The sequence below is a fragment of the Phytohabitans sp. LZ39 genome (assembly GCF_059359075.1).
Genome location: NZ_JCADBM010000006.1, coordinates 329843 through 356109, shown reverse-complemented (window position 1 = coordinate 356109; position 26267 = coordinate 329843). Strand labels below are relative to the sequence as shown.

Below are 26267 nucleotides of genomic sequence, written 5' to 3'. Positions count from 1 at the left end.
GCGCTGTCAAGGTCGCGTCGTAACCAGGACGTAACGATGGCGCCCGCGACGTCACGGTCAGCGATCTCAGGCCCGCGGATCACCCGTGACAAAATCAGCCCGTGCAGATCGGGATACTTGGGCCGTTCGAGGTTCGTACGGACGACGGCGCCTCAGCCGACGTGCCGGGCGCCCGGCTGCGCGGGCTGTTGGTCGCCCTCGCACTCGAACCAGGTCGGGTGGTCCCGAAGGCGACGCTCGTCGACTGGATCTGGGGTGAGCAGCCACCCACCGACGCGGCGAACGCCTTGCAGCGCTTGGTTTCCCGGCTGCGCAAGGCGTTGCCGGAAGGTTCGGTCGAGGGGCACACCGACGGCTACCGGCTGACCGTGGCACCCGACGCCGTCGACGCCGTGCGGTTCGAACGCCTGGTCGCCCAGGCCCGCGACGACCAGGATCCGCGGCGACTGCCCCGGCTGCGCGAGGCACTCGGTCTGTGGCGCGGCGCGGCCATGCAGGACGTCGGCATGCAGGAGAGTGCGGCGTTCGACGCGGCGGTCACCCGGCTCGAAGGCCTGCGCCTCACCGCCATGGAAGACCGGTACGACGCGGAGATCAGCCTCGGCCACGGCGCGGAGCTGGTCACCGAGCTGACCGACCTGGTGGCCGCGCATCCGGTACGGGAACGGCTGGTCGCCGCGTTGATGCGCGCCCTCGTCGCGACCGGCCGCGACACCGACGCGGTGCTCGTGTACCAGCGCACGAGGGAGACCCTGGCCGACGAGCTGGGCATCGACCCGTCACCGGAGCTGTCCGCGTTGCACGTCGCGCTGCTGCGCGGCGAGCTGGGACGGCGGGAGGTGACCCGGAAGACCAACCTGCGCGCCGAGTTGACCAGCTACGTCGGCAAGGAGGCCGACGTCGCCGCGGTCCGCGACCTCGTCGCCAAACATCGGCTCACCACGCTGGTCGGGCCGGGCGGCACGGGAAAGACAAGACTGGCCACCGAAACCGCGCGCACGCTGCTCGACGACCTGCCGGACGGTGCCTGGCTGGTGGAGCTGGCGGCCATCGGCGCCGACGGCGACGTGGCACAGGCGACGCTCGCCGCGCTCAGCCTGCGGGACGCGCTGCTCGGCGAGGCGCCCGACGCGGAGCCGACCGACCGGGTCATCGCCGCGCTCCGCGAGCGGACGATGTTGCTGATCCTGGACAACTGCGAGCACGTGATCGACTCCGCGGCGGCGTTCGCCCATCGGGTACTCGGCGAGTGCCAGCGGCTGCGCATCCTCGCCACGAGCAGGGAGCCGCTCGGCATCACCGGCGAGGCCCTGTGGCCGGTCGCGCCGCTGGTCCTGCCCGCGGAAGGCGCCGACCCCGGCAAGATCGAGTCCTCTCCGGCGGTCCGGCTGCTGCGGGACCGGGCCGGCGCGGTACGCAACGACCTCGCCACCGACGCGCACACGTTGGAGACCATCGCGCGCGTCTGCCGCGCGCTGGACGGGATGCCGCTGGCGATCGAGCTCGCCGCCGCCCGGTTGCGCACCATGTCCCTCGACCAGCTCGCCAACCGGCTCGACGACCGGTTCCGCCTGCTGACCGGCGGCAGCCGCACCGCGCTGCCCCGGCACCGGACGCTGCGCGCGGTGGTCGACTGGAGCTGGGAGCTGCTCACCGACGCCGAACGGACGGTCCTGCGCAGGCTCTCGGTGTTCTCCGGTGGCGCGAGCCTGGAGGCGGCCGAGCGGGTCTGCGCCGGCGACCCGGTCGAGGCGTGGGAAGTTCTGGAACTGCTGACCGCGCTGACCGAAAAGTCGCTGGTGGTCGCCGACGGCGCGGGTGCGCCGCGCTACCGGATGCTCGGCACCATCAAGGAGTACGCCGTCCAGCGGCTCGCGGAGGCGGGCGAAACCGACGTGGCGCGCCGCGCGCATCTCGCCTATTTCACCGAGTTCGCCGAAACCGCGGAGCCGCACCTGCGCCGCGCGGAGCAGCTGGAGTGGCTCGCCGCCCTCGAGAGCGAACACGACAACATCGCCGCCGCGATGCGCGGTGCGCTCTCCGCCGGCGAGGCGGAGGGGGCGATGCGGCTCGCCGCCGGCGCCGGCTGGTACTGGTGGCTCGGCGGGCACAAGGTGGAGGGCAACGAGCTGTTCATGGCGGCCGCCGCCCTGCCCGGCGAGGTGCCCGACGAGACCCGGGCCGTGGTGTACGCGTACGTCACCGGGTTCCTGACCGCCGGGCGGGCCAGTGACGAGCGCCAGGCGGCGGAGTGGATCCAGGAGGTGTACCGGATCAACCAGCGTGTCCAGCGCCGCCACCCGGCGGTGTCGCTGGTGGCCGCGCTGGAAGGCATGCTGCGAACCCCGGACGCGTTCGAGTCCGCGTGGGAGCCGCTGCTCACCGACGACGACCCTTGGGTACGCGCCCTCGCCCGCCTCCAGCTCGGCAAGATGCGGATCCAGCTCGGCCGCGGCGAGCCGGATGCCGGCGAGTACCTGGAGACGGCGCTCGACGAGTTCCGCGCTCTCGGCGAGCGATGGGGGATCTCGTTCGCGCTGACCGAGCTGGCGGACCTCATCGCCGTGCGCGGCGAGTTCGCCGGCGCGTGCGACCACTACGAGCAGGCGATCGCGGTCGTCACCGAGGTCGGTGCCATCGAGGACGTCGTGCGGATGCGCTCGCGACAGGCCCAGCTGTACTGGCTGTCCGGCGACGAGGAGTCGAGCGCGACCGCGATGGCGGAGGCGCAGCGGTACGCCGAACGTGTCGCGTGGCCGGAGGCCTTGACCGAGCTGGCCCTGTCGAAGGCGGAGCTGGCCCGCTGGCGCGGCGACGCCGAGCAGGCGCACCGGCAGCTCGACGCCGCGACGGCCATGCTGGGCAACGCCGCCCAGCGGCCCAACATCCGCGCGATGGCGGAAGACCTGCTCGGCTACCTCGCCGAGGACCTCGACACGGCCCGCGCACACCGCGCGGCGGCCATCCAGGCGGCGTCCGATTCGGGGCACCCGCTCGCGATCGCCCGGGCACTCGTCGGGATCGCGGACCTGGCGCTGCGCCGCAAACAGTACGAGCAGGCCGCCCGGCTGCTCGCGGCGAGCGCGGGCGTGCGCGGCCTGCCGGATCGTTCCCAGCCGGATGTGGGCCGGATCGAGCAGGCCGCGCGGCGCCGCCTCGGTGATGTGGGGTTCACCGAGGCGGCGCGGGAGGGTGCGGGGGCGAGTTGGGCCGAGCTTGTCGCGGTCACGCTCGCTTCTTGAACGTGGCGGACGCCCACAGGTAGCCGACGATCCCGATCCCGACGCACCAGGCGAGCGCGGGGATCACGTCACCGGCGGCCGGCGCGCCGTTGAGCAGCCCGCGCAGGCTCTCGATGATCGGCGTGAAGGGCTGGTACTCCGCGAACTCGCGGACACCCGGCCCCATCTTGTCGGTGGGTGAGATCGCGCTGCTGAAGAACGGGAGCATGACCAGCGGCAGCGAGGCCAGACCCGCGGTCTCCGGTGACTTCGCCGCCAGACCCATGGCGATCGTGAGCCAGCCGGCCGCGAAACTGAGCAGCACCACCAGGCCGATCACGCCGAGCCACTCCATCAGGCTCGCCGACGGGCTGAAGCCCAGCGCGAAGGCGACACCGATGATCGCCGCGACGGCGAGCAGGTTGGTCAGCACGCTGGCGATCACGTGCCCGGTGAGCACCGCGCTGCGCGGCACGTCCATCACCTTGAACCGGTTGATGATGCCCTTGGTCGCGTCGGAGTTCACCGACACCGCCACGGAGCCCAGCCCGTAGCAGACGGCCAGCAGGAGCAGGCCGGGCGTGGCGTAGTCGACGTAGTCGACACCGACGCTGAACGCGTCACCGAACACGTACACGAACATCAACATGACCACGACCGGCATCAGGACCGCGTTGAACACCGTGGTCGGGTTCCGGGCGATGTGCTTGAAGTTGCGGCGCAGCATCACGATCGAGGGGGATTTCATTTCGCGGTTACCTCCGTGGTGTGGCCCGTCAGGGCGAGGAAGACGTCGTCGAGGTCGGGCGTGTGCAGGGTGAAGCCTTCGGCGTCCAGCGCGTACTCGCCGAGGCGGTCCAGCAGGGCCCGCACCGACTTCGTCCCGCCGTCGCTTGGCACCCGCAGGGTCAGTGCCTCGTCGTCGCGCGTGCCCTCGGGGATGATCCGCGCGGCCGTGTCGAGCTCCGCGACGGTGGTGAACTGGAGCCGGACGTGGGTGCCGGGGATCCGCCGCTTGAGCTCGTCCGGCGTGCCCTCGGCGACCAGGCGGCCCTGGTCGAGCACCGCGACCTGGTCGGCGAGCTGGTCGGCTTCTTCGAGGTACTGCGTGGTCAGGAAGATGGTCGCGCCGTCGGCGACCAGGTCACGGATGATCGACCACATCGTGCGGCGGCTGCGCGGGTCCAGACCCGTGGTCGGCTCGTCCAGGAAGATGATCCGCGGGTTGCCGACGAGCGTCATCGCCAGGTCGAGCTTGCGGCGCATACCCCCGGAGTAGGTCGACGCGGACTTGCGCGCCGACTCGGTCAGCTCGAACCGCTCCAGCAGCTCCGCGACGATCCGCTTGCCGTCGTTCGTGGCGATCCCGTTCAGGTCGACCATCAGCTGGAGGTTTTCCTGCCCGGTCAGCAGCTCGTCCACCGCCGCGAACTGACCGGTGACCCCGATCGCGGCCCGCACCGCCTTCGCCTCGGTCGCGACGTCGTGGCCGGCGACCCGGACCGTCCCGCCATCGGCCTTCAACAATGTGGTCAGCACGTTCACGGTCGTGGTCTTGCCGGCGCCGTTCGGACCGAGCAGGGAGAAGATCGTCCCCGCACGCACGTTCAGGTCGATGCCGTCGAGCACGACTTTGTCTTTGTAGGCCTTCCGTAGCCCGGAGGCCGTGATCGCTAGCTCTGTCATGCCGGCAACTGTCATGCGCCGGGCTGACACCGCCCTGTCACGCCCCTGACAGGCCCCGAGCGGGCGCCACGTCAGCGCCGTGACGGTCCGGTGTCAGGACGGTTGGCGACCGTAGCCCCATCGACGAACACGCACACCACAAAGGGAGATTCGCGATGCCTACCTTCGCCACGCCGGAACCGATCACGGCCACCTTGACCACCGCGGGCGCCGAGGTGCGGATCGCGGCGAGCGACCGGCTGGACACCGTCGTGCTGGTCGAGCCCATCGACAGCGCGAACAAGTCGGACGTGAAGGTGGCCGAGCGCACCAAGGTCGAGTTCACCGCCGGCGAACTGTCGGTCAAGACCACCAAGTCCGGCGACAAGGACGGCTCGGTCGCCATCACGGTCGAACTGCCGGCCGGTTCCCGCCTGGTCCTGCACACGGCGTGGACGGACGTACACGCCGACGGCCGGCTCGGCGAGTGCGAGCTGAACATGGCCTCCGGGCAGGTCCAGCTCGACCACGTCGCCGCGCTGCGCGCCAACCTCGCCGCCGGCGGGGTCGCCATCGGACACATCGCCGGGACCGCCGAGATCGAGGGCGGCGCGGCCGGCGTGCGGATCGGGGAGGTCGAGGGCACCGTCAGGTACGAGGGCTCGACCGGAAAGGTGTGGATCGGCCACGCCCGGTCCGACGTCGACCTCGGCGGCTCCAGCGGCAGCTTCGACATCGACCGCGCCGAGGGCAGCGTCACCGCCAAGGCCGGCAACTGCCCCATCCGGATCGGCCGGATGACACGCGGCCAGGCTGACCTGACGAACGCGTCCGGAGGCATCGTCGTCGGCGTCAGCGAAGGCACCGCCGCCGTGGTGGACGCCAAGAGCACCAAGGGCGTCGTGCGCAACTCGCTGCCCACGCACGACAGCGCCGGCGACCACGACGACAAGGTCCGGATCTACGCACACACGCGGCTCGACGACGTCGTCATCCACCCCGCGACCGCCTGAGTCACCACCCGATGTGGGCGCCCACCACGGCGCCCACATCGGCCCGCTCAGCGGGTGCTGCCGGAGATGTAGCTCGTCAGCGCGGCCCGCTCACTTTCCAACTCGTCGATGCGGTTTTTGACCACGTCGCCGATGCTGACGATCCCGCTCAGAACACCGTCGACGACGACCGGCACATGGCGGATCCGGCGGTCGGTCATGAGCCGCATCAGCTCCTCGACGGACGCGTCCGGCACGACGACGTGTACCGTCGCGGTGTGGATGGCGGTGACCGGCTGGTCCAGCACCGCGGCACCCCGCTCGGCCAGCGCCCGGACGACGTCTCGCTCGCTGACGATGCCGTCGACCGACCGGCCGTCGACCGACACCACGACGGCGCCGATCCGCTGCTCGCCGAGCAGTGCCACCAACTGCCGCACGTCACTGTCGGGACGGATCGTCACCACCCTGCCGCCCTTGATCCGCAGTACGTCGCTGATCCGCATCTGGACCCTCCGGGGCACACTATCCAGGACATGGCCGTGCCGTTCCAGCCTAGGCCCATTCCGCCGCCGGGTAGGACAATCGAGCTCCAGGAAAGGAGGGGCGATGAGTGAAGACCACGATCGCGCCGAGCCCTTCACCGACGACGAGCTGGCCTTCCTGCGGCACGTGCGGTTCGGCAGCCTGCCCGCCCGGGTGCGCCCGGAAGACCTGGTAGAGACCGAGGAGGCCGACCGCTCGCGCGAGGAGCCCCAGGAGCCCATGGTCCCCCGGGAATGGGGCTAGGGACCGCTGGCCCGCGGTGACGCCGGCACCTGCGCTGTCTCCGAAAACCCAATCCTGAAGATGTGAGCTACCGCGACGTCCGTGTGTCGTCCGTCGGGTCCGCCCGGTCGGGCAGGAAGATCTCCTCGATGGTCTGGCCGAAGACATCGGCGATGGTGAATGCCAGGGGTAAGCTGGGGTCGTACCGCTCAGTCTCGATGGCGTTGATGGCCTGCCGGGAGACCTTGCACCGGTCGGCCAGGTCGGCCTGGCTCCACCGGCGGGCGGCTCGCAGCTCGCGTAGGCGGTTCTTCATCGGTTGAAGCGGGTGCGCAGGTCTGCGGTCACCTGCCAGATGGCCAGCCCGCCGATGAGTATCGGCTGCGTGAGCTGATGGAGCTGGACGACGCCGGCGGAATCGAGCACAGTGCCCACTTGCAGCGCCACGAGGACGACCGCGAACGCGATGGCCATGCTCTCCAGCTGGACCTTGCGAAGGTATTCGTCCGCACGTCGGAACGCGCGCAGCAGGACCCAGGCCACGGCAAGCGCGAACATGCCGGTAGCGGCGATCCACCACGCCTTCTGAGTGGCGCTCTGGTCGGGACTGCTGCCCAGCGCCAGCGCCACGCAGCCCAGCGTGACCACCGGAATGCCGTCGATGAGGACGACGCGGCGAGCCGCGCGTGCCACTTGAGCCTGCTGTGCTTCTTTCGCCATGAGACGAAGGTAAAGTGTCCCTTCCACATAGTCAAGCGTCCTTGACTTTACGGAAGGCACACCTTCCATCAGCCCTCGTCGACACGCCCGCGGTAGACCACGGACGTGGCGGTTGCTCACTGGATCGCCGCGGGCACCGGGGCGGCGGCGCTGAAGGCAGAATGAAGCAGGCCTGTGGTTGGCTCGGGCCCTCGAAAGGTGGACCCGGCGGGAGGTGGTCTGGATGGCTCTCGCACAGCTGCGCCGCGAGGTGAACGGTCACGTGCTGCTGCCCGAGGATCGCGGCTACGACGACGCGCGCACCGTGTGGAACTCGATGGTGGATCGCCGGCCGGCGATGATCGTCCGGTGCGCGGACCCCTCGGCCGTCGCCGCGGCCATCCGGTTCGCCGACGCGGAAGGGCTCGAGATCGGCGTGCGGTGCGGCGGGCACAGCGTCGCGGGCATGTCCGTGCCGGACGGTGGGCTGATGCTCGACCTGACCCCGATGGCCGCGGTGCGGGTCGATCCCGACCAGCGGCGGGCCTGGGTGCAGGGCGGCGCGCTGCTCGGCGCCCTGGACCGCGCCACCCAGCCGTACGGGTTGGCCACCCCGGCGGGCAACGTCTCGCACACCGGCGTCGGCGGGTTGACCCTCGGCGGCGGCATGGGCTGGCTCGCCCGCATGCACGGCCTCACCTGCGACAACGTGACCCGGTTCGACCTGGTGACCGCGGACGGTGAGCGGCTGAGCGCCACCGAGTCGGTCAACCCCGACCTGTTCTGGGGGCTGCGCGGCGGCGGGGGCAACTTCGGCGTGGTCACCGAGTTCGAGTTTCGCCTGCACCACACCGGCACCGAGGCGCTGGTCCTCGACCTCTACTACCACCCGCAGGACGCGGTGCCCGCGCTGCGGCTGTGGCGAGACCTGATCCCGCACGCGCCGCGCGAGGCGACCTTCACCGCGTGGGTCGGCACCGCGGGAGCGTGGCCGTTCCTTCCGCCGGCGCTGCACCACCGTTCGCTGGTGAGCGTCGGGCTGGTCTGGATCGGCGACCCCGACGACGGGCGCGACCAGCTCGCCGCGGTGCGCGCGGCCGCACCGCCGGCCGTCGAACGCGTCCGGCCGATGAGCTACCTCGACCTCCAGACCATGGACGACACCCAGGAGGGGCACTACCAGCGCAGGTACTGGAAGGGTCACTACCTGCGGGCGCTGAGCGACGACGCGATCGACGCCTTCGTCGGCCGAGGTGTGCCGGCCGGCGCCGACGACGACGTCGCGCTGCTGCCCGCGGCGAGCCTCCAGGCGTACGGCGGCGCGATCGCCGAGCTGGGCTCGGACGACACGGCCTTCAGCCACCGCGACGTGTTCGTGGAGTTCGTGGCGAGCGCCGCGTGGACCGACCCCACCGAAGACGAGCGCCGGATCGCGGCGGCCCGGCGGTACGGCGCCGCCGTCGAGCCCTTCGCCAGCGGCGCCTACGTCAACGCGCTCACCGACGAAGGCGCGCAGGGCGTGCGCCGCGCCTACGGCCCCGCGAAGCTCGCCCGCCTGCGCGAGCTCAAGCGCCGGTACGACCCGGAAAACCTCTTCCACCTCAACCACAACATCTCGCCGGCCGACGCGTGAAAGGCCACTGAAAGGGTTCGCTGTCTAGTCTTCGGTGGACACGAAGGCGAGGTCCGCCGGTGGACGAGGGCGAGGACACGTTGCGCGTGCCGAACAGCGCACTGGAGGCACCGATCCTGGGAGCCGTCGTCTTCCTGCCGTCGGCCGGGTTGCTGGCGGTCGGCGCCCGCCGCATGCGACGCGAGGGGGCGGGCGGTGAGCACCGCGTCGCTATGGTGTGGGGATGGCTTGCCGGATAACCGAGCTCGTGCTGGACGTACACGATCCCGAGCTGCTCGCCCGCTTCTGGTGCGAGGTTCTCGGCTATGTCGAGCTGGAGCGCGCGGACGACGGCGCCATCGAGATCGGCCCGGCCGACGCCGGCTTCGGCGGCCCGCAGCCGACCATCGTGCTCAGCCCGACCGACGAGCCCAAGACAGGCAAGCTGCGCCTGCACATCGACGTCAACCCGACCGACCGCGACCAGGACGCGGAGCTCGAGCGGCTGCTCGCGGCGGGCGCCCGGCGGGCCGACGTCGGCCAGACCGGAAACGAAAGCTGGCACGTGCTCGCGGATCCCGAGGGCAACGAGTTCTGCCTGCTGCGCCGGCGTGTGGAGCCGGTGCCAACGCCATGACCGAGGGGCCGTGTTGAACGACGGGCCTACGGTCGCCGAGCGGCTGTACCTGCTGGTGCACGGCCAAGTGAAGGAGTTCGTCCTGACCGCCGCCCTGGTCGGCGCGGTCCTCGGCGAGCTGCGGCTGCACGGCCGGTGGACCTCGACGAGGACCTCTGCTTAGGACGTTGGCCTCTGCTTAGATCGTTCGCGAGGATCGAGGAAGGGAGCGGTACGCCGTGACGCCGGAGCTTCAGGAGCAGGAAGAACGCCTCCAGTTCGACCGCTTTGACCATGACGACGCCTGGGACCTGGGAAACCTGCTGGTCAGGCTCGCCAGAGAGCGCGGCCACGCGATCACCGTCGACATCCGCCGCGGCGACCACCAACTCTTCCACTACGCGCTCGCCGGCACCTCCGCCGACAACGACGACTGGATCGAACGCAAGATCCGCGTCGTGCGCCGGTTCGGCCACAGCTCCTACCTCGTCGGCCAGTCCTACCGCGACCGCGGCAAGACCTTCGACGAGGAACCCCACCTCGATGCGGCTTTGTACGCCGCGCACGGCGGCTGCTTCCCGATCATCCTCAAGGGCACCGGCCCGGTCGGCACCGTCACCGTCTCGGGCCTACCGCAACTCGACGACCACCGCCTCGTCGTCGAGGCCATCGGCCTCTTCCTGGACGCCAAGGAAAACACCGCCTCGTAAAGACTGGGCGACAGGGCCGCCAGGGAGGCGGACGCGTGACCGATACGGCGCGGCCGAAAGCAACCTCGGTGATCGATCCCGAAGTGTGCGCGCGTTGGCGGCTGACGCCCGGCCCGGTACTCGCGAACCGGTTGAACGGCACCTGGGAGGCCACGCGAAAAGGTACCGCGGTAATCGTGAAGTACTTCGACGATGCGACCTTTCCTGACTGGCGGTACCCGTTGCGGGTCGCGGCGGCGCTGCGGGCCCAGGGCTGGCCTACCCCCGAACCGGTCGAGGAACCGCTGATCGGCCCGAACGGAGCGTGGGTGCTGCTCCACCGGCTACCCGGCCGACCCGCGCGCCCCGCCGAGAAGGACAAGCCCGCCGAACGGCGAGCCCGCGGCCGGCTGTTGGCGCGGCTCCACTCGGCCGCGGCGGCCACGGGCATCGACGATCAGCGAGGCGGGTTTCACGCACCCGCGGACGTCGTCACAGACCCCGAGCTGGAGCGCTGGCTTCGGCGGCACGAGGAGGCGAACCCGGACCAGGGACGTACGCTGCGGCGCTGTCAGGAGGCCGCGGCGTTGTGGTTCACCGACCACCCCGACCCGGACGCGCCGCGCAGCGTCATCCACGGTGACTTCACGCCGTGGAACCTGCTCTTCGACGACGGACGGCTGACCGGCCTGCTCGACTTCGAAGCCACCCACCACACCTTCCAGGTCGCCGACTTCGCGCTGTCCTGGCGCGGGTACCAGGACGACGTGCTACGAGGTTACGACGAGGTGCGCCCGCTGTCAGACCTTGAGTGGCACCTCGTGCGACCGACCTACTGGGCGTGGCTGTTTCTGGGAGTCAAAGACGCGCTGGCCGCCCACTACGGCCCGACAGCCAACCCGAGCGAACCGCTGAACCTGCGATGGCAACTCGCCCACGCCGGCAAGCATTCTCCACTGATCGCCCGCAAGACCGGCGCGATACCACCACGGTCCGGATGACGCCCATACTGGCCGTGTGGAGCTTTATGTCGACGCTGAGGATGTCTCGCTGCCCGCCACATTGGACACACCGCCCAACGGTCCCGCGCGCGCCGGCGTGGTCGTCCTCCACGGCTCAGCCACACCGCAGCGTTCGTCTTTGCTGTACGAGCATCTGGGACGCGTGCTTTCCCGGGCTGGCGTGGCAGTGCTGCGCTTCGACCGCCGCCCGCGCGCGCACGGCGACGTGCCGTTTGCCGTCCAGGCGGACGACGCCCTGGCGGCGGTCGCACGGTTGCGCCGCGAGATCGGCGGTGTCCCTGTGGGTCTGTGGGGCTGGAGCCAGGGCACCTGGCCGGCGACCGCGGTGGCGGCCCGCCAGCCGGAGCTGATCGCATTCCTCATCCTGATCGGCACCTGCGGGGTGAGCCCAGCGCTCCAGATGCGGTACGGGACCGCCCAACAGTTGCTGCTGAACGGTTACGGTGACGCCGACCTCGCCGAGCTGGCCGCGCTACGCCAAGCCCTCGAGAGCGTGGTCCGCGGGCTCATCGACCGCCGGAGCGCTCAAACGGTCGTCGACCGCTATGCCGACCGGCCCTGGTTTCCACTGGCCTACGTCCCCCGCGACCTCCGCGACCACCCTGGCACCTGGGACGACATGGACTATGACCCCGAGCCGTTCATCGCACAGGTGCGCTGCCCGACGCTGCTGTTCTACGGCGAGAAGGACGAATGGACCCCGGCCGAGCAAAGCATCGACATATGGCGGCGCGCCGCCGGCACCCGTGACCTGACCATCCGTGAGCTCGCCGGCTGTACGCACGCACCGACGCTCGCCGGCGCCGACACGCCCGAATCCATCAGCCCCGAATACACCAGCGCGCTGCTCGCCTGGCTGGAGGAACGAATCACGGTTACCGCCGGCGCCATCGGGGAACCGTACCCCGATGAGCAGCTACCGTGATCCGGCCTTGCGCGGCGCCGTCTACCCCTCGGAAGAGGAGATCGAGCCGGCCGGCGCCGGCGTGGAGCCGGTGTACGACAGCGAGCCCGGCCCACGGCCGGCGCGGGCGGCCGCCTCCGCGCCGCCACGCGAGGTGGACACCCAGGCTCGCTCGATTGTGAGCCGGCACCCGGACGGCTCGGTGGAGGTGGTCACCGACTTCGATGGCGACGGCATCGCCGACGTGGTGCAGCTCGACCTCGACGGTGACGGGGTGCCGGACGTCACCTACATCGACCGCGACCGGGACGGCCGGCTCGACACCGTGCTGCGCACCCCGGAGAACTGACGGCAAAAGGTAGAGTCGGTGAATGAAAGAAGCCCTCGCCGCCAGCGCCTTCGACTCGCTGCGCCTCGACGCCGTGCGCGACCTGGAGGCGTTGCGCCGGGTCTACGAGCTGCCCGGCGACAGGGCGGTGCGCAAGCAGATGACCGAGCTCACCGAACAGACCCGGCGGTTGATCGGCTGCGCGTCGCTGGTGCTTGTCGCCAGCGTGGACGCCGAGGGCGGCTGTGACATCTCCCCGCGCGGCGGCCCCGCCGGCTTCGTCAGCGTCCTGGACTCACGGACGGTGGCGATACCGGACGCGACCGGCAACAAGCGTCTGGACAGCCTCCAAAACGTCGTCGCCACCGGACGGGCCGCGCTGCTGTTCGTCATCCCGGGGCGCACCACGACGCTGAGGGTAAACGGGCGGGCCTGCGTCTCCACCCGCCCAGATCTGCTGTCGCGGCTGACCGCCGTGGGCAAGCCGCCGGCCAGCGCGCTGGTGCTGGGGATCGAGGAGGTCTACCCGCACTGTCCCAAGGCGTTCCTGCGCGGCGCGGTCTGGAAGCCGGATCAGTGGCTGCCGGCGCACGCCCAGCCGACCTCGGCCGAGGTGACACTGGCCCAGCTGCGGATGCCGGAGCTGACGATCGCCGACATCGAGCAGACGGAGGCGGACGCGCTGAAGTACCGGTACGAGTAACGCGCCACTAGTGTGCGGCGGCGGGTTGGTGCCTGGTGTCGGGTAGGAAGAGGACGCCGAGCAGCAGCCCGTGCAGTGCCGCGATGACCGGCATGCCCGTCCAGTACTCGACCACGTCGGGCAGCCCGCCCGCGGCGATCGAGGCGGCCGCGAGGTAGATGCTCCAGGTCACCAGTGCGGCCAGGGCGGCGAAGGTCCAGTACCGGCCACGGCGGCCCGGGCTCGGCCGGAGCCACCAGACCAGCGCGTCCACCGCTATCCCGGCCAGCACGATCGCGGCGAACGTCGAGGGGTATTCGAAGGCGTCCACCGAGCAGCTCAGAAATCCGAAGACGCCGTACACCGCGGTCGCGGTCCCTGGCGGTATCGGCCATCTGCGGGCCAGCAGGAGCATCGGCGCCAGCAGCATGGCGTTGGTGAGGGCGATGTCGCCGGCCAAGGTGGCGGCCCGGGTCCGGGTCGTGCCGTCGCCCTCGCGGATGGTCGAGAACGCCTGGACGATCGACTCGGCCGACCAGCCCGCGGCGTTGGCGAACGTGAGATACAGCCCGAAGAGGCCGGCGGCCGCGCCGGCGCTGAGCGCGGCGGGCAGGAAACGGGACAGCGGCGGCGCGGCCGGCATCGTCGGGTTGGCCCAGGCCGACCGCAGCGGGCTGGTGAGGATCAGCAGCATCGACGCGCCGAGCCCGAGGTGGCTCGGGCTGAAGACCGCGGCGAGGCTCTGTTCGATACCGAAGACGCTGTGCCAGATCAGGTCCGCCAGCGCCGAGAGCAGGAACACGCCCAGCGCCAATATGGTCAGCCCGTAGCCGACCGGGACGGCGTCGATGCCGCGACGGCCGGTCAGGATGTTGCGCCACACCAGCCAGCAGACCCAGCCGGCGGTGGCGACGAAGCCAGAGTAGAAGACGGCGTGCCACGGCGTGAAGAACGTCTCCAGCTGCGGCCGGTTGGAGTGGGCCCACGCGTCGACAAACAGCCCGATGACAAACCAGATGCCGGCCAGCAGGGTGACGACGTCATCCCGGCGCGACGCCAGCGGCCGGCTCTGGATCGTCGAAGAGGCTGGCCACCAATGCTCGCGCAGCCTTGCGGCAACGGCCATCGCGATCCTCCCCAGCCAGATAGACCACGAGAACCTCAATATAGACGGCCTTCGAGATACATGGCTATCCGGCGACGCTACGATCCAACCTGTGCCGGCACAACTGTCACGCCGCCTCGCCGCCGTCGTGGACGCGCTGCCGATCCAGCCGCACTTTCGGGTGCTCGAAATCGGCTGCGGTCCGGGGGCGGCGGCACGAGCGGTCGCCGCCCGGCTTACCACCGGCCACATCCTCGCCATCGACAGGTCCGCCGCCGCCATCGCCCAAGCCGAAGGCGCCTCGACAGACGAGATCCGGTCCGGACGGATGAGCCTGCGGCAGGTCGCGGCCGAAGAGTTCGCGTTGCAAGCCGGCGAAGAGCCGTTCGACCTCGTATTCGCTGTTCGGGTGGGTGCCCTCGACGGGCGCCATCCTCAGGCCGGCCGGCACGTGCTGCGACGCGTCGCCGAGGCGACCACCCCGCACGCCCGCCTCTTCGTCGACGGCGGGGATCCGCTTCGTGAGCTGCCCATCCCGCGATCCTGAACACGACCATGCCGTCGGCCTGCGCCGCGACGCGGCGCAGGCCGACGGCATAGCGCGGTCAGCCCGGAAGGATCACCTGTGCCGGGGTCGTCCGTTGGGTGGTGGTGCCGTCGCCCAGTTGGCTGGACATGTTGTTGCCCCAGCACCACAGGCCGCCGTCGGTGTGGACCGCGCAGCTGTGATAGCTGAGCGCGAGGCCGCCGGTCCAGGTGGTGGCGGTGCCGACCCGGGTGGGGGTGGACCGGTTGGTCGTGGTGCCGTCGCCGAGCTGTCCGGTCATGTTGTTGCCCCAGCACCACAGGCTGCCGTCGGTGCGGGACGCGCACGCCGCGGTGAAGCCCGCGTCGATCCTGCTCCAGGTGGTGGTGTTGCCGACCTGGACCGGCGTGGTCTGGTGGGTGCCGCTGACACCCAGCTGCCCGTACCCGTTGTCGCCCCAGCACCACATGGTGCCGTCGGCGCGCGTCGCGCAGGTGAAGGTGTATCCGGCCGTGACCCGGGCCCACGTGGTGACCGTGCCGACCTGCGTCGGAGTTTCCCGGTAGCTCAGAACGCCGACACCGAGCTGTCCGGACGAGCTGTCGCCCCAGCACCACAGCGTGCCGTCGGTGCGGGTGGCGCAGGTGTGCGCGAAGCCGGTCGCGACGCTCGCCCAGGTCGTCGCCGTGCCGACCTGCACCGGCGTGGTGGCGGTGTAGACGGATGCGCCGACACCCAGCTGCGCGCTGCGGTTGCTGCCCCAGCACCACAGCGTGCCGTCGGTCCGGGTGGCGCAGGTGTGGCTGTCGCCGGCGCTGACGCTGGCCCACGTGGTGGCGGTGCCGACGCGCACCGGGGCGCTCCGGTTGGTGGTGGTGCCGTCACCGAGCTGACCCCGGTGGTTGCCGCCCCAGCACCACAGCGTGCCATCCGTCCGGATCGCGCACGTGTCGCTGGTGCCGGCGTCGATCCTGGCCCAGGTGGTGGCGTCGCCGATACGGACCGGGGTGGTCCGGCCCTCGGTGGTGCCGTCGCCGAGCGCGCCGGTGAAGTTGCCGCCCCAGCACCAGAGCGTCCCGTCGGTGGGGATCGCACACGTGTGTTCGTAGCCGGCGGCGACGCTGGAAACCGCGGGGGCGGCGAGCGAGGCACGCTCGCTGGCGGCAGCCATGCCCCCCGTGACTCCGATGGCGAGCACGGCGGCCACGGCGGTCATCGCCGCCGCGGCGATGACCGTTTTCGCCGAACGCCGCCATCGAGCCCGCGGCCAACCGTCCTGATCTTCACTCATGTAGTATTTCTCCCCAAAAAAGTACGACAATGCAGAAAGGGTGATGATGACATTGCCCTGATTGCTTGCCCGCGCGGCCCACCAATTCATAGCATCGATCTTCAACATTGACTAGAGACAATGCCATTTTGGTGATTTGAGCTACCGCGATGTCCGTCGTGGTCCAGACCGCTGCTCCCGCGGCCGCACCCGTCCGCCGTTGGTCACGCGGTTTGGTCTTGCGCCGCGGACCCGGCAGCGGAGGTCGGGGACTTCGGCTCGCTCTGCGAGCCGCCGACCGGAGCGGTGCCCGCGGGAGCAAACGGTCCGCAGGTGACGCGGACGCGGGCAAATATGCCTCAATAGGATCGGGGCGATCCGATCAGCGTCGTTGCGCGGCCATCCACTGCCAGATGTGGGTCCGGCCGATGCTCGGGTCGTTGCGGGCGACGTAGATCCACGACCAGTGGCCCGGAAACTGGTGACCGTCCCAGATGACGTTGTCGTACAGGCTCATGAGGGCGCCGGGGATGAGCTCGTGCGCGTGCACGGTGTTGGGCTCGGGCGGCACCGTCGTGTCGTCGCGGGAGGTGACCAGCCAGGTCGGGGTGCTGATCCCGCGCAGCTCGGCGTCGGTGATCATGGTCGGCCCGCCGGGCTGGAGGGACGTGACGACGCCGCAGATCGGCACGGACGCGGCGAAGAGGTCAGGATAGACGGTCGTCATCTTCATGCTCATGTAGCCGCCGTTGCTGCATCCGGCGACGTAGACACGCTCGGGGTCGACGCTGTGCCGGCGGACGAGATCGCGAACGATCTCGCGGATCAGCGGGGCGAAGCGGGGACCGTCCTCGAGCCAGTACGAGGTGCTCTGCGGGGCGACGACGTAGGCGCCCGAGAAGACCCGTTGCGCCTCCCGCGTGGCGAAGCCGAGCGCGCCGCGGTTGGCCCGCAGCGTGGTCTCGTTGTCGTAGTAGCCGTCCGGCAGGGACGCGCCCTCGCCGCCGCCGTGCAGCCAGACGACCAGCGGACGCCGGCCGCGCGCGGTGGGCGTGTACAGCCGGTACTTCATGCCCGAGCCGGAGCGGTGGTAGCTGAACGCGTCGACCTCGGGGTTGACCAGCCGGCCCTGGTCGAAGCGGGTGATGGTGACCGGGCGGCCGCCGCGCAGCGCGATCGGGGCGTGCTGCGTGATCGTGTAGACGAGGTCGAGCCGCACGTTGCGGCCCTTGCTCAGGATGTATCCGAGGGTGCCGCCGCCGAGCTGGCCCTCGCCGTGGCTGAGGTCGAGGACGATGTTTCCGCGCCGGTCGAGCCGGATCGCGGTGACCGCGCGGTCCAGGTCGTACTCGCTGAAGATCTGGTCTCCGGGGGCGATCGGGATCGGGCTGGTGGCCTTGGCGTGCACGCTGAAGGTGCCGGTCGTCAGGCTGGCCGGGTCGATCCGGCCGAGCCGAGCGGTGTGGAGGGTGACCGAGGTGACCTGCTCGCCGCCGTCGAGCACTTCGGCGTCGAGGACGAAACTCACCCGGGTGGTCCGGCGGTCGCTCGCGTGGGCGGCGACCCCGGGCACGGTCAGGCCGGCGCCGGCACCGGCGGTGGCGGCCAGCAGGGCACGACGACTGACAGACATGGCCATATGTCGACTCCTCGCCTCGATCTCACGCTATCGGCGGCGGCCGCGAAGCGAAATACCACGCTGATGATCATCTATGACGAGCTCGGTACGGTCCGGGACCGCGGAGGATTGTCGGACCCACCGGATAGCGTCCGGCGCGTGACCGGCCCCGCAGACGTTCCTCCCGAAGTCCTCGACCGGCTCCGGCCGATCTGCCTCGGGCTGCCGGAGACCTACGAGGAGCCGGCGTGGGTGGGCATCCGCTGGCGCGTCCGCAAGCGCACGTTCGCCCACGTGCTCACCGCCGACCCCGACCACCAGATGGCCTACGCGCGGGCCGCCGCGATCGACGGCCCGACGTGCGTGTTGACGTTCCGGTCCCCCGGCGACGAGATCGACGGCCTCGTCACCGGTGGCTACCCGTTCTTCAAGCCGGGCTGGGGCGCCGACGTGGTCGGCATGGTGCTCGACAGAGACGTCGACTGGACCGAGGTCGGCGAGCTTCTCACCGAGAGCTACCGCGTCCTCGCGCCGAAAAAGCTGGCCGCACAGGTCGACCGGCCACCCGGCGGCGCCCTACCCGGGTGACGGTCCGGCGGCCCGGTCCTGCACCCTGGGGCGTGGGCTTACATTGGGGATCCCGCTGGCGGGCACGGTCGAGGGGGTCTCATGGCGGTCGGGAGTGCACAACGCCGTCAGGAGCGCAAACCTCTCGTCGAGGCGTCGTTCGCTCCTCGGGAGGTCGAGGCCGCGCTGGATCTGCTACACCTCACGGACATGGCCTGGCACGACTGCTACGGCCCACGCGAGCTGGAGATACCCGCCCGGGTGCTCGATGACGTGCTGCTGCTCGCCCGGGGCGATCCCGCCGCGCTGATCAGCGTCGCTCGCGCGGCCGTCATCGACTTTCGCGACGTCCGTGTGGCCGCCGACCACGAGCGTGCGAAAGGCCTGTAGCGGGCCGCTGCCGGTGGCGCGTCGCCCGGTAAGGTCGGCTGATCGCTACCGACCTGCCGCACACGCGCGCCTCGCTCGCCGACGACCTGAGCCTGCTCGGCGTGCGGCGCGGGTCGGTGCTGCTGGTGCACTCGTCGCTGAAGGCCCTCGGCTGGGTCTGCGGCGGTCCGGTCGCGGTGGTCCAGGCGCTGCTCGACGCGCTCGGCCCGGACGGCACCCTGGTGGTGCCCACGCACACCCCGGACAACAGCGACCCGGCCGGCTGGCAGCACCCGCCGGTGCCCGAGTCGTGGTGGCCGGTGATCCGCGCGCACATGCCCGCGTTCGACCCGGCGGTGACGCCGAGCCGGTGGATGGGCCTGGTCGCGGAGACGGTGCGCACGTGGCCCGGCGCGCGCCGCAGCGACCATCCCCAGGTGTCGTTCGCGGCCGTCGGCCCGTCCGCCGAAGCCGTCGTGGGCGGCCACCAGGTCGACGACATGCTCGGCGAGCACTCCCCGCTAGGCGCGGTCTACCGGCTGGACGGCGACGTGCTGCTGCTGGGCGCGGGACACCACACCAACACCTCACTGCACCTGGCCGAGTACCGGCAGCCGAACCCACCGCGGCGGTGGGAGGGTGCCGCGGTGCGCGCGCCTGACGGGCAGACCTGGGTCCGCTGGCAGGACGTCGCCATCGACGAGAGCGACTTCCACCAGGCGGGCGCCGCGTTCGAGACGACCGGCGGCGCGCTTACCGGCCGGGTGGGCGCGGCCGAGTGCCGGCTGATGCGCCAGCGCGCACTCGTCGACTTCGCCACGGGGTGGCTCGCGGCCCATCGAACGCCGCCCCTCAGCTAGGAGACCTTTCGCGGTCGCGGTGTCTTCGCAGGAATGCCGAGCAGCGCATAGCCATGCGACCCGCGCACACCCTCAGGGCACCTTCGCGGCCGCCGATGAACCATTTGTCGCGTCTCTTGCGGCCGGCAAGAGACACCCCAAGTGGATCTAGATACCTTTTCGGCGGCAAGGTCGCCGCGGTCTCGAAAGCTCGACGCCGTCGCGGTCCATGCCACTGCTGTCGCGGACTCACCCGGTCCGCCGCTGGCCACGCTCACCCAGGGACGCACGGTCCTTTGTCCACGATGTCCATTGCCGAGGGCGACGGGCACCAGATCAGACAGAGGCGCGGTCACCGCGAGTAACCGCAGGAGGAGCCGCGGCGACCTCGACCCCGGTCACCGCTCCGCGGCGTGGTCGAGGTGTGTGATCACGGCTGGCACGTCGTCGCTCTCGGTGGCCGCGATGATTTCCATCGCCGGGCGTAGCAGGCCGCTCGGACGGGCGATCAGCCTCGCGAGCACCGCGGCCCGTACGTCGAGGCGGTCGACCGTCTCCGCGCGTTGTGCGCCGGTCTGCCCGGCGAGGAGGACCGCGTTTTGCCAGGCCTCCCGCCGGGCTTGCCGGATGCTGAAGTCGAGGATCTGCTCGTCGGTGCGGCCGCCGAAGCGGTCCAGGAGCCACAGGTATGGCGAGACCGCGCCGACCGCCTCCTGTACCGCGAGCGCCACCCGGGCGAGGATGTCGTTTATCAGCTGGAAGTCGCGGTGCAGACCGTGGATCTCCTGGCCCGGTGACGTCTCCGCGGCGGCGATGGCGAGATCCAGGTTGATGTGGGCGCTCACACCGAGCAGCAGGTGTTGCACGATGATGGTGTCTCCGCGGTCGACCAGGCCGAACGCCTCGCGCCAGCAGCGCGGCCCGCTCCGGTCGCGCTGCCAGGCGTCGTACGCGGCGAAGTACCGGTTGCCGAAGATGGTGTCGAACCGATCCATCCGCGCGCCGTCGTCGAACTCTCCGTTGTGGATGGCCGTGCGAACCTCGACCGTCACCTGGCGGTACAGCGAGGCGAAGTAGCCCACGCGGTCACCGGCGGCGTATGCCGCGCGCACGATCGCGGCGAGCGCGTCGACGACGCCGTCGATGTTTTCCGCCGCCACGGGTCTTCGCCGGCTAGTTGGACCAGGTGTAGCCCGCCAGGGCGGCCCCGGCCTGGGCCAGGCCGAGGACGACGGCTGCTCCGGTGGCGGTCAAGAGGGCGGCGACGGTCACGACTCGCATGCGCACGATGATCTCCCCAACGTGATCCTGTATGGACGGTGCGCCTACCACTCTATCGATGTGTGCTCCACTGTCGATGGCCGTAACGGCCAAACCCGCCAGCGGCGCCGGCGTCACCGACCGCGCACAATGGACTCGGCGACCTGGCGGACGCGCGCCAGGTCCGGCTGGAAGGCCTCGGCGATGTCCGGGTGCAGGCCCGCGCGGGTCTGTTCGACCAGCCTGGCGGCGACCTCGTCGACGCTTTCATCGCGGTAGTCGCCGGACACGACTTCCGTCGCGTGTCGCAGGGCGGAGCTCAGCTGCTCCTCCAGCGGGCCCCGCAGCTTTTCCGGCACCGGGCCGAGGTCGGCCTGGTCGAGTGAGACGTGCGGCTCCGACATGCCGGATCGGTTACCCACCCGGCACGGGCCACCAAACGCCGCGCGGAGGCATGATGTGGGTCGATGAGAGACCTCGCGGTGTACGTGGAGACGCTGGCCTTCGTCATGGTGCTGCCCGGGTTCGTGACGCTCGCCGTGCTGGCACCGCTGCGCCGGCCGCTGCTGCGGCTCGACCGCGACATGCAACGGTTGCCGCCCGCGCATTTCCGCAACGTCATCCTGATGCCGGTCACCTCGATCCTCACCGGTTCGATCGCCGGCATCGGGGTCAACCTCGCCACCGGTGACACCGACCTCGGCTGGGTGGCGGTGCTCGTCGTCGGGGTGGCGATCACCATCGCCGCGTGGGCCGGCCTTGTCGCGCTCCGGCCGGCCGCGCCGCGGAGCACACCCATGGGGTACCGGCGGCGGCTGCTCGCACGGCTGAGCGCGGTCGACTGGGCGGCGACATCGGACAGCGCTCGTGTCGCCGGCAGGCGCGTCGCCCACCGGCTCGCCGCGACCGGTGACCGGCTCCAGCGGCACGGGCACGGGCTGCGGTTCCGGCGGTGGCTCGCCGGGCGCAACCGCTGGCTGCTGGCGCTGTTGGCCACCGCGACCGGGTACAGCGCCGGCTTTCTGGTCTGGCTGGTGGTCGTCGCCGTCGCCCACCGCCGCGCCGGGCTGGGTCTGGGCCTGGCGATCATCGTGGTGACGCCGTTGCTGGGCCCGGCGCAGCTGTGGCTCTGGTACCGCATGCACCGGGCGACACTGCGCGAGTTCGGCGGCGAGCTGACCGCCGACGCGGAGCGCTTGGAAGCGGCCATCGCCGCCGCCCCACCCCTGACCACCGGCCGGCGCCTCGGCCGCGCGATCCGCGTCTTCCTCGACTCGCGTCCCCGCGACCACAGGTGACGGTACGTTACGCACGCCGCATCTGAGGCACTGTGTACACAATGGACCTTTCACCACCGTGACAGTGTCGTGAAAGGCAACCGGCTCTGGTACTACGGCCGAAGGATCCCGGTCGTCGAGGGCTAGCCCACTCCGGGCCGCGGCGGCCGGGCTGGTTACGCCGCGTCAGGATGGCGGCGGAGGGCCGCGAAGACCCCCGCGGGGCTTGTCCCGCGGACCTGGCAGTGGACGGCCGGAGATTTCGGCTCGCCCTGGCGAGCCGCCGGCCGGGAGCGGCGCCCGCGGGAGCATACGGCCCGCCGCTGACGCGGACGGGGGAAATCTGCCTCGAAGTAATGTAACGACGGGCGGCGCCCCCACTGAAGCGCGATTTCGATCTTGACACGGCCTCTTCGAACAGGCGTACGATCGGCCCGTGGTCAAGCTACCCAGGATGGTCGAGGGTGCCACCCTGCACAGGCCAGGCGCGGATCCTGACGATCACGGCAACCCAGGTGCGTTGCTGTCGGTCCGTCTCGACTACTCCGACGGTCACCCCGAGCCGTACGAACTGATTGTGAAAGAGGCGACGGGACAGCGCCGGAAGGTGTCTCACCGCTACCGGACGCCCCAGGAGGCCAGCGGCGCCCTGGGTGCCGTCTACGCGGCCGAGAAGAGCAACGGGACGTGGCGGGTGGTGCGGCCGACGAGCGCACCCCCGCCAGGCTGGGAGTCACCCGCGCCCCCGGGAGCGGGCTGAGCCTCTGTCCACTTCAGACGCTCGCGAAAGTGCGCTGCCATGCTCGCGGAAAATGCGCTGCCGTGAGAGCCGCCAGCCGGTACGATTCTGGCGCAAGGCTTGGATGGGGACGAGTAGCCGTCGCACGCAGCCAGGAGCGACCCGGGGTGGTGAGAGCCGGGGGTGTGCTCGGCGGGGAAATATCACCCCGGAGCCGTCGGAAGAAAGGCCGTCCCGGCCGAGTAGAACCGACCGCACCACTTCGAGTGGGCCGTGACGGCGCGTCACGGTCAAGGAGGGTGGTACCGCGGGGCTTTCGCCTCGTCCCTCCGTTGGCAGCTGTTTCGGTGTCCGACGGAGGTATGCGTGTATCGCTCAGTGCCGGCTCAGGCCGACCTGCCCGCGCTCGATCACGAGGTGCTGCGGTTCTGGCGGGCAAACAGCATCTTCGCGCGGACCCTGGAGCAGTCGCGGGGGCGACCGGAGTGGGTGTTCTACGAGGGGCCGCCGACCGCGAACGGGATGCCCGGCGCTCACCACATCGAGGCGCGGGTGTTCAAAGACGTCTTCCCGCGCTACCAGACGATGAAGGGTCGCCACGTCGCCCGCAAGGCCGGCTGGGACTGCCACGGCCTGCCGGTCGAGCTCGCGGTCGAGAAGGAGCTCGGGTTCGGCGGCCGGCAGGACATCGAGGCGTACGGCATCGCGGAGTTCAACGCCAGGTGCCGGGAGTCGGTGACCCGGCACGCCGACGCGTTCGCCGAGCTGACCGAGCGCATGGGCTACTGGGTCGACATGGACGACGCGTACCGGACCATGGATCCGGAGTACATCGAGTCGGTCTGGTGGTCGCTCAAGCAGATCTTCGACAAGGGCCTGCTGGTCGAAGACTTCCGCGTCGCGCCGTGGTGTCCGCGGGATCAGACGACGCTGTCCGACCACGAGCTGGCACAGGGCTACGAGACGGACGTCGACCCGGCGGTCTACGTCCGGTTTCCGCTCACCTCGGGCCCGCTGGCCGGGCGCGCGTCGCTGCTGGTCTGGACGACGACGCCGTGGACGCTGGTGTCGAACACGGCCGTCGCGGTCAACCCCGCGGTCACGTACGTGGTGGCGACGGACGGTGCCGAGCAGGTGGTGGTCGCGGCACCGTTGCTGGCTTCGGTGTTGGGCGAGGGCTGGACGGCGACGGGCGAATCGTTCACCGGAAAGGAGCTGGAACGCTGGACCTACCGTCCGCCGCTCGATCTTGTGGCGGTGCCCGACGCGCATCTGGTCGTCCTGGCGTCCTACGTCACCACGGACAGCGGCACCGGCCTGGTCCACCTGTCGCCGGCGTTCGGCGCGGACGACCTGGCCGTCTGCCGGGCGTACGGGCTGCCGATGGTCAACCCGGTGCGCCGGGACGGCACCTTCGCCCCGGACGTGCCACTGGTCGGCGGTCTGTTCTTCCGCGCGGCGAACGAGCCGCTGGTCGAGGAGCTGCGCCGGGCCGGTCTGCTGCTGCGCCACACACCGTACGAACACCAGTACCCGCACTGCTGGCGCTGCCACACCGCGCTGATCTACTACGCGCAGCCGTCCTGGTACGTCAAGACCACGGCCGTCCGTGACGCCCTGCTGCGGGAAAACGAGCGCACGAACTGGCAGCCGGCGACGCTCAAGCACGGCCGGTACGGCGACTGGCTGGCCAACAACGTCGACTGGGCGCTGTCCCGCAACCGCTACTGGGGCACTCCCCTGCCGATCTGGCGCTGCGCCGACGGCCACCTGACCTGTGTCGGCTCACTGGCCGAACTGGGTGGGCTGGCGGGCGAAGACCTGTCGGCGCTCGATCCGCACCGGCCCTTCGTCGACGGCGTCACGTTCACCTGCCCCTCGTGCGCGCTGACCGCCACCCGGGTGCCCGAGGTCATCGACGCCTGGTATGACTCGGGCTCGATGCCGTTCGCCCAGTTCGGCTACCCGTACAAGAACAAGCAGCTGTTCGAGCGGCGATTTCCCGCGCAGTTCATCTCCGAGGCGATCGACCAGACGCGCGGCTGGTTCTACACCCTGATGGCCGTCGGCACGCTGGTCTTCGACCGCTCCGCGTACGAAAACGTCGTCTGCCTGGGCCACATCCTGGCCGAAGACGGCCGGAAGATGTCCAAGCACCTCGGCAACATCATCGAACCCATCTCGCTGATGGACACCTACGGCGCGGACGCGGTGCGCTGGTTCATGGCGGCCGTCGGCTCGCCGTGGTCCGCGCGCCGGGTCGGGCACACCGCGCTTCAGGAAGTCGTTCGCAAGACCCTGCTGACGTACTGGAACACCGTCGCGTTCCAGGCGCTCTACGGCCGTACCGCCGGCTGGTCGCCGTCGGACGCGGACCCGCCGCCGGCCGACCGGCCGGTGCTCGACCGCTGGCTGCTGTCCGAGCTGAACCAACTGGTGCGTAAGGTGGACGCGGCGCTGGCGGCGTTCGACACGCACGAGACCGGCAAGCTGCTCGCCGGGTTCGTCGACGACCTGTCCAACTGGTACGTGCGGCGCAGCCGGCGGCGGTTCTGGCGCGGCGATCCGGCCGCACTGGCCACCTTGCACGAGGCGCTTCGCACCGTGACCTTGCTGATGGCGCCGATCACCCCCTTCGTCACCGAACGCGTCTGGCAAGACCTCGTCGTGTCCGTCGACCCGCGAGCGGCGCGGTCGGTACACCTTGCGGCGTTTCCCGAGGTCGACGCGTCCCTGGTCGACGCCGAGCTGGCCGACCAGATGGCGCTCGTCCGCCGGCTTGTCGAGCTCGGCCGGGCGGCGCGGGCCGAGTCGGCCATGAAGGTGCGCCAGCCGCTGGCCCGCGCACTTGTCTCGGCGACCGGCCTGGCCGAGCTGCCCCCGGACCTGCTCGCGGAGATCGCCGCCGAGCTGAACGTCGGCACCGTCGACCCCGCCTCCGACTCCTTTGTGGACACTACGGCGAAGGCCAACTTCCGGGCGCTCGGCAAGCGGTTCGGCAAGGGCGTGCAACAGGTCGCCCGTGCGATCGCGGCGGCCGACGCCGCCGCGCTCAAGAAGGCCGTGCGCGCGGCGGGAGTGGCGACCGTCCAGGTCGACGGCGAACTCGTCACGCTCGGCCCGGACGAGGTCATCCTCACCGAGACGCCGCGGGAAGGGTGGGCCGTCGCCTCCGACGCCGGCGCGACCGTGGCGCTCGACCTGCGTCTGACGCCCCAGCTGCGCCGGGCCGGCCTGGCCCGGGAGGCCATCCGGCAGATCCAGCAGGCGCGCAAGGCCAGCGGGCTGGACGTCGCCGACCGCGTCCAGCTGCGGTTCGTGGCCGGGGACGAGGAGACCGCCCTCGCCCTGACCGAGCACCGCGACCTGATCGCCGAGGAGGTCCTGGCCACGGACTACGCGGCCGGCAAGCCGGCCTGGACCGGCTCCGAAACCTTCACGGACGAGGCCATCGGGCTGACGTTCTGGCTCCGGAAGGCGTGAAGCGCGCGGATAGCGC

The 26267-nt window shown here is 70.7% G+C and carries 29 protein-coding genes; 19 read left to right on the top strand and 10 right to left on the bottom strand.

Annotated features, from left to right (window positions below; all coding sequences use genetic code 11):
* The first annotated feature begins 101 nt into the window (after nt 1–101).
* Nucleotides 102–3242, top strand: a complete 3141-nt coding sequence (locus tag AC5L36_RS15295; RefSeq protein WP_441219223.1) for an ATP-binding protein — start codon at nt 102–104, stop codon at nt 3240–3242.
* On the opposite strand, the gene AC5L36_RS15290 is transcribed toward AC5L36_RS15295, so the two are convergent.
* Together AC5L36_RS15290 and AC5L36_RS15285 are read right to left on the bottom strand one after the other, a co-directional pair.
* Nucleotides 3226–3969 (bottom strand): ABC transporter permease, encoded by a 744-nt coding sequence (locus AC5L36_RS15290; protein ID WP_441219222.1) that lies wholly within the window; start codon nt 3967–3969, stop codon nt 3226–3228. The two genes, AC5L36_RS15295 and AC5L36_RS15290, sit on opposite strands and share 17 nt — an antisense overlap.
* Complete coding sequence (locus AC5L36_RS15285) at nt 3966–4907, bottom strand: ATP-binding cassette domain-containing protein (RefSeq protein WP_441219220.1); 942 nt, start codon at nt 4905–4907, stop codon at nt 3966–3968. The genes AC5L36_RS15290 and AC5L36_RS15285 overlap by 4 nt, the downstream gene beginning before the upstream one ends.
* Nucleotides 4908–5062: 155 nt before the next feature.
* Between AC5L36_RS15285 and AC5L36_RS15280 the strand changes: the two genes are divergently transcribed.
* Nucleotides 5063–5899 carry a DUF4097 family beta strand repeat-containing protein gene (locus tag AC5L36_RS15280; protein ID WP_441219218.1) on the top strand — a complete coding sequence of 279 codons (837 nt, stop codon included), beginning with the start codon at nt 5063–5065 and terminating at the stop codon, nt 5897–5899.
* 47 nt (nt 5900–5946) lie between these two features.
* On the opposite strand, the gene AC5L36_RS15275 is transcribed toward AC5L36_RS15280, so the two are convergent.
* The gene (locus tag AC5L36_RS15275; protein ID WP_441219216.1) at nt 5947–6384 is read right to left on the bottom strand and encodes a CBS domain-containing protein; all 438 of its coding nucleotides are present in this window, start codon (nt 6382–6384) and stop codon (nt 5947–5949) included.
* Between the two features lie 103 nt (nt 6385–6487).
* On the opposite strand from AC5L36_RS15275, the gene AC5L36_RS15270 reads away from it, so the two are divergent.
* Complete coding sequence (locus AC5L36_RS15270; RefSeq protein ID WP_441219214.1) at nt 6488–6667, top strand: hypothetical protein; 180 nt, start codon at nt 6488–6490, stop codon at nt 6665–6667.
* A gap of 67 nt (nt 6668–6734) precedes the next feature.
* On the opposite strand, the gene AC5L36_RS15265 is transcribed toward AC5L36_RS15270, so the two are convergent.
* Nucleotides 6735–6962: a helix-turn-helix transcriptional regulator gene (locus tag AC5L36_RS15265; RefSeq protein ID WP_441219212.1), complete on the bottom strand. Its 228-nt coding sequence runs from the start codon at nt 6960–6962 to the stop codon at nt 6735–6737.
* A complete protein-coding gene (locus AC5L36_RS15260; protein WP_441219211.1) occupies nt 6959–7366 on the bottom strand; it encodes a hypothetical protein in 408 nt (135 codons plus the stop codon). The genes AC5L36_RS15265 and AC5L36_RS15260 overlap by 4 nt, the downstream gene beginning before the upstream one ends.
* Nucleotides 7367–7589: 223 nt before the next feature.
* On the opposite strand from AC5L36_RS15260, the gene AC5L36_RS15255 reads away from it, so the two are divergent.
* Genes AC5L36_RS15255 through AC5L36_RS15215 form a run of 9 tightly spaced genes read left to right on the top strand, consistent with a single transcriptional unit; the run spans nt 7590 to nt 13219 of the window.
* On the top strand, nt 7590–8978 hold the full coding sequence (locus tag AC5L36_RS15255) for an FAD-binding oxidoreductase (protein WP_441219209.1): 1389 nt from the start codon (nt 7590–7592) through the stop codon (nt 8976–8978).
* Between the two features lie 59 nt (nt 8979–9037).
* Nucleotides 9038–9217 (top strand): hypothetical protein, encoded by a 180-nt coding sequence (locus AC5L36_RS15250; protein WP_441219207.1) that lies wholly within the window; start codon nt 9038–9040, stop codon nt 9215–9217.
* Nucleotides 9202–9594 (top strand): VOC family protein, encoded by a 393-nt coding sequence (locus tag AC5L36_RS15245; protein ID WP_441219205.1) that lies wholly within the window; start codon nt 9202–9204, stop codon nt 9592–9594. Before AC5L36_RS15250 ends, AC5L36_RS15245 begins: the two co-directional genes overlap by 16 nt.
* A gap of 13 nt (nt 9595–9607) precedes the next feature.
* Nucleotides 9608–9757: a hypothetical protein gene (locus AC5L36_RS15240; RefSeq protein ID WP_441219203.1), complete on the top strand. Its 150-nt coding sequence runs from the start codon at nt 9608–9610 to the stop codon at nt 9755–9757.
* Nucleotides 9758–9812: 55 nt separating this feature from the next.
* Nucleotides 9813–10283 carry a heme-degrading domain-containing protein gene (locus AC5L36_RS15235; RefSeq protein WP_441219201.1) on the top strand — a complete coding sequence of 157 codons (471 nt, stop codon included), beginning with the start codon at nt 9813–9815 and terminating at the stop codon, nt 10281–10283.
* A gap of 35 nt (nt 10284–10318) precedes the next feature.
* The gene (locus AC5L36_RS15230) at nt 10319–11263 is read left to right on the top strand and encodes a phosphotransferase enzyme family protein (RefSeq protein ID WP_441219200.1); all 945 of its coding nucleotides are present in this window, start codon (nt 10319–10321) and stop codon (nt 11261–11263) included.
* A 16-nt stretch (nt 11264–11279) separates the two neighbouring features.
* Nucleotides 11280–12209 carry an alpha/beta hydrolase family protein gene (locus AC5L36_RS15225; RefSeq protein ID WP_441219198.1) on the top strand — a complete coding sequence of 310 codons (930 nt, stop codon included), beginning with the start codon at nt 11280–11282 and terminating at the stop codon, nt 12207–12209.
* Complete coding sequence (locus AC5L36_RS15220) at nt 12193–12537, top strand: hypothetical protein (protein WP_441219196.1); 345 nt, start codon at nt 12193–12195, stop codon at nt 12535–12537. The genes AC5L36_RS15225 and AC5L36_RS15220 overlap by 17 nt, the downstream gene beginning before the upstream one ends.
* A gap of 22 nt (nt 12538–12559) precedes the next feature.
* Nucleotides 12560–13219, top strand: coding sequence for an MSMEG_1061 family FMN-dependent PPOX-type flavoprotein (locus AC5L36_RS15215; RefSeq protein WP_441219194.1), 660 nt, complete (start codon nt 12560–12562; stop codon nt 13217–13219).
* 7 nt (nt 13220–13226) lie between these two features.
* On the opposite strand, the gene AC5L36_RS15210 is transcribed toward AC5L36_RS15215, so the two are convergent.
* Nucleotides 13227–14324 carry a hypothetical protein gene (locus AC5L36_RS15210; RefSeq protein ID WP_441219192.1) on the bottom strand — a complete coding sequence of 366 codons (1098 nt, stop codon included), beginning with the start codon at nt 14322–14324 and terminating at the stop codon, nt 13227–13229.
* A 91-nt stretch (nt 14325–14415) separates the two neighbouring features.
* Here AC5L36_RS15210 and AC5L36_RS15205 point away from each other — a divergent pair, with 91 nt between their 5' ends.
* A complete protein-coding gene (locus tag AC5L36_RS15205) occupies nt 14416–14850 on the top strand; it encodes a methyltransferase domain-containing protein (RefSeq protein WP_441219190.1) in 435 nt (144 codons plus the stop codon).
* Between the two features lie 58 nt (nt 14851–14908).
* On the opposite strand, the gene AC5L36_RS15200 is transcribed toward AC5L36_RS15205, so the two are convergent.
* Together AC5L36_RS15200 and AC5L36_RS15195 are read right to left on the bottom strand one after the other, a co-directional pair.
* Nucleotides 14909–16120 carry an RCC1 domain-containing protein gene (locus AC5L36_RS15200; RefSeq protein ID WP_441219188.1) on the bottom strand — a complete coding sequence of 404 codons (1212 nt, stop codon included), beginning with the start codon at nt 16118–16120 and terminating at the stop codon, nt 14909–14911.
* A gap of 361 nt (nt 16121–16481) precedes the next feature.
* Nucleotides 16482–17732, bottom strand: a complete 1251-nt coding sequence (locus AC5L36_RS15195) for a prolyl oligopeptidase family serine peptidase (protein ID WP_441219186.1) — start codon at nt 17730–17732, stop codon at nt 16482–16484.
* 144 nt (nt 17733–17876) lie between these two features.
* On the opposite strand from AC5L36_RS15195, the gene AC5L36_RS15190 reads away from it, so the two are divergent.
* The 3 genes from AC5L36_RS15190 (at nt 17877) to AC5L36_RS15180 (ending at nt 19513) form a co-directional block, all read left to right on the top strand.
* Nucleotides 17877–18305, top strand: coding sequence for an MmcQ/YjbR family DNA-binding protein (locus AC5L36_RS15190; RefSeq protein ID WP_441219184.1), 429 nt, complete (start codon nt 17877–17879; stop codon nt 18303–18305).
* A gap of 81 nt (nt 18306–18386) precedes the next feature.
* Nucleotides 18387–18674 carry a hypothetical protein gene (locus AC5L36_RS15185; protein WP_441219182.1) on the top strand — a complete coding sequence of 96 codons (288 nt, stop codon included), beginning with the start codon at nt 18387–18389 and terminating at the stop codon, nt 18672–18674.
* 101 nt (nt 18675–18775) lie between these two features.
* Complete coding sequence (locus tag AC5L36_RS15180) at nt 18776–19513, top strand: AAC(3) family N-acetyltransferase (protein WP_441219180.1); 738 nt, start codon at nt 18776–18778, stop codon at nt 19511–19513.
* 377 nt (nt 19514–19890) lie between these two features.
* Here AC5L36_RS15180 and AC5L36_RS15175 read toward each other — a convergent pair whose 3' ends face one another.
* Together AC5L36_RS15175 and AC5L36_RS15170 are read right to left on the bottom strand one after the other, a co-directional pair.
* Nucleotides 19891–20652 (bottom strand): DUF5995 family protein, encoded by a 762-nt coding sequence (locus AC5L36_RS15175; RefSeq protein ID WP_441219178.1) that lies wholly within the window; start codon nt 20650–20652, stop codon nt 19891–19893.
* 234 nt (nt 20653–20886) lie between these two features.
* Nucleotides 20887–21156 (bottom strand): hypothetical protein, encoded by a 270-nt coding sequence (locus tag AC5L36_RS15170; protein WP_441219176.1) that lies wholly within the window; start codon nt 21154–21156, stop codon nt 20887–20889.
* 63 nt (nt 21157–21219) lie between these two features.
* Between AC5L36_RS15170 and AC5L36_RS15165 the strand changes: the two genes are divergently transcribed.
* The 3 genes from AC5L36_RS15165 to ileS all read left to right on the top strand — a co-directional run bounded on the left by AC5L36_RS15165 (nt 21220) and on the right by ileS (nt 26251).
* A complete protein-coding gene (locus AC5L36_RS15165) occupies nt 21220–22050 on the top strand; it encodes a hypothetical protein (RefSeq protein WP_441219175.1) in 831 nt (276 codons plus the stop codon).
* A 415-nt stretch (nt 22051–22465) separates the two neighbouring features.
* The gene (locus tag AC5L36_RS15160) at nt 22466–22789 is read left to right on the top strand and encodes a hypothetical protein (RefSeq protein ID WP_441219173.1); all 324 of its coding nucleotides are present in this window, start codon (nt 22466–22468) and stop codon (nt 22787–22789) included.
* Between the two features lie 345 nt (nt 22790–23134).
* On the top strand, nt 23135–26251 hold the full coding sequence (gene ileS, locus AC5L36_RS15155) for an isoleucine--tRNA ligase (RefSeq protein WP_441219171.1): 3117 nt from the start codon (nt 23135–23137) through the stop codon (nt 26249–26251).
* Nucleotides 26252–26267 lie beyond the last annotated feature (16 nt).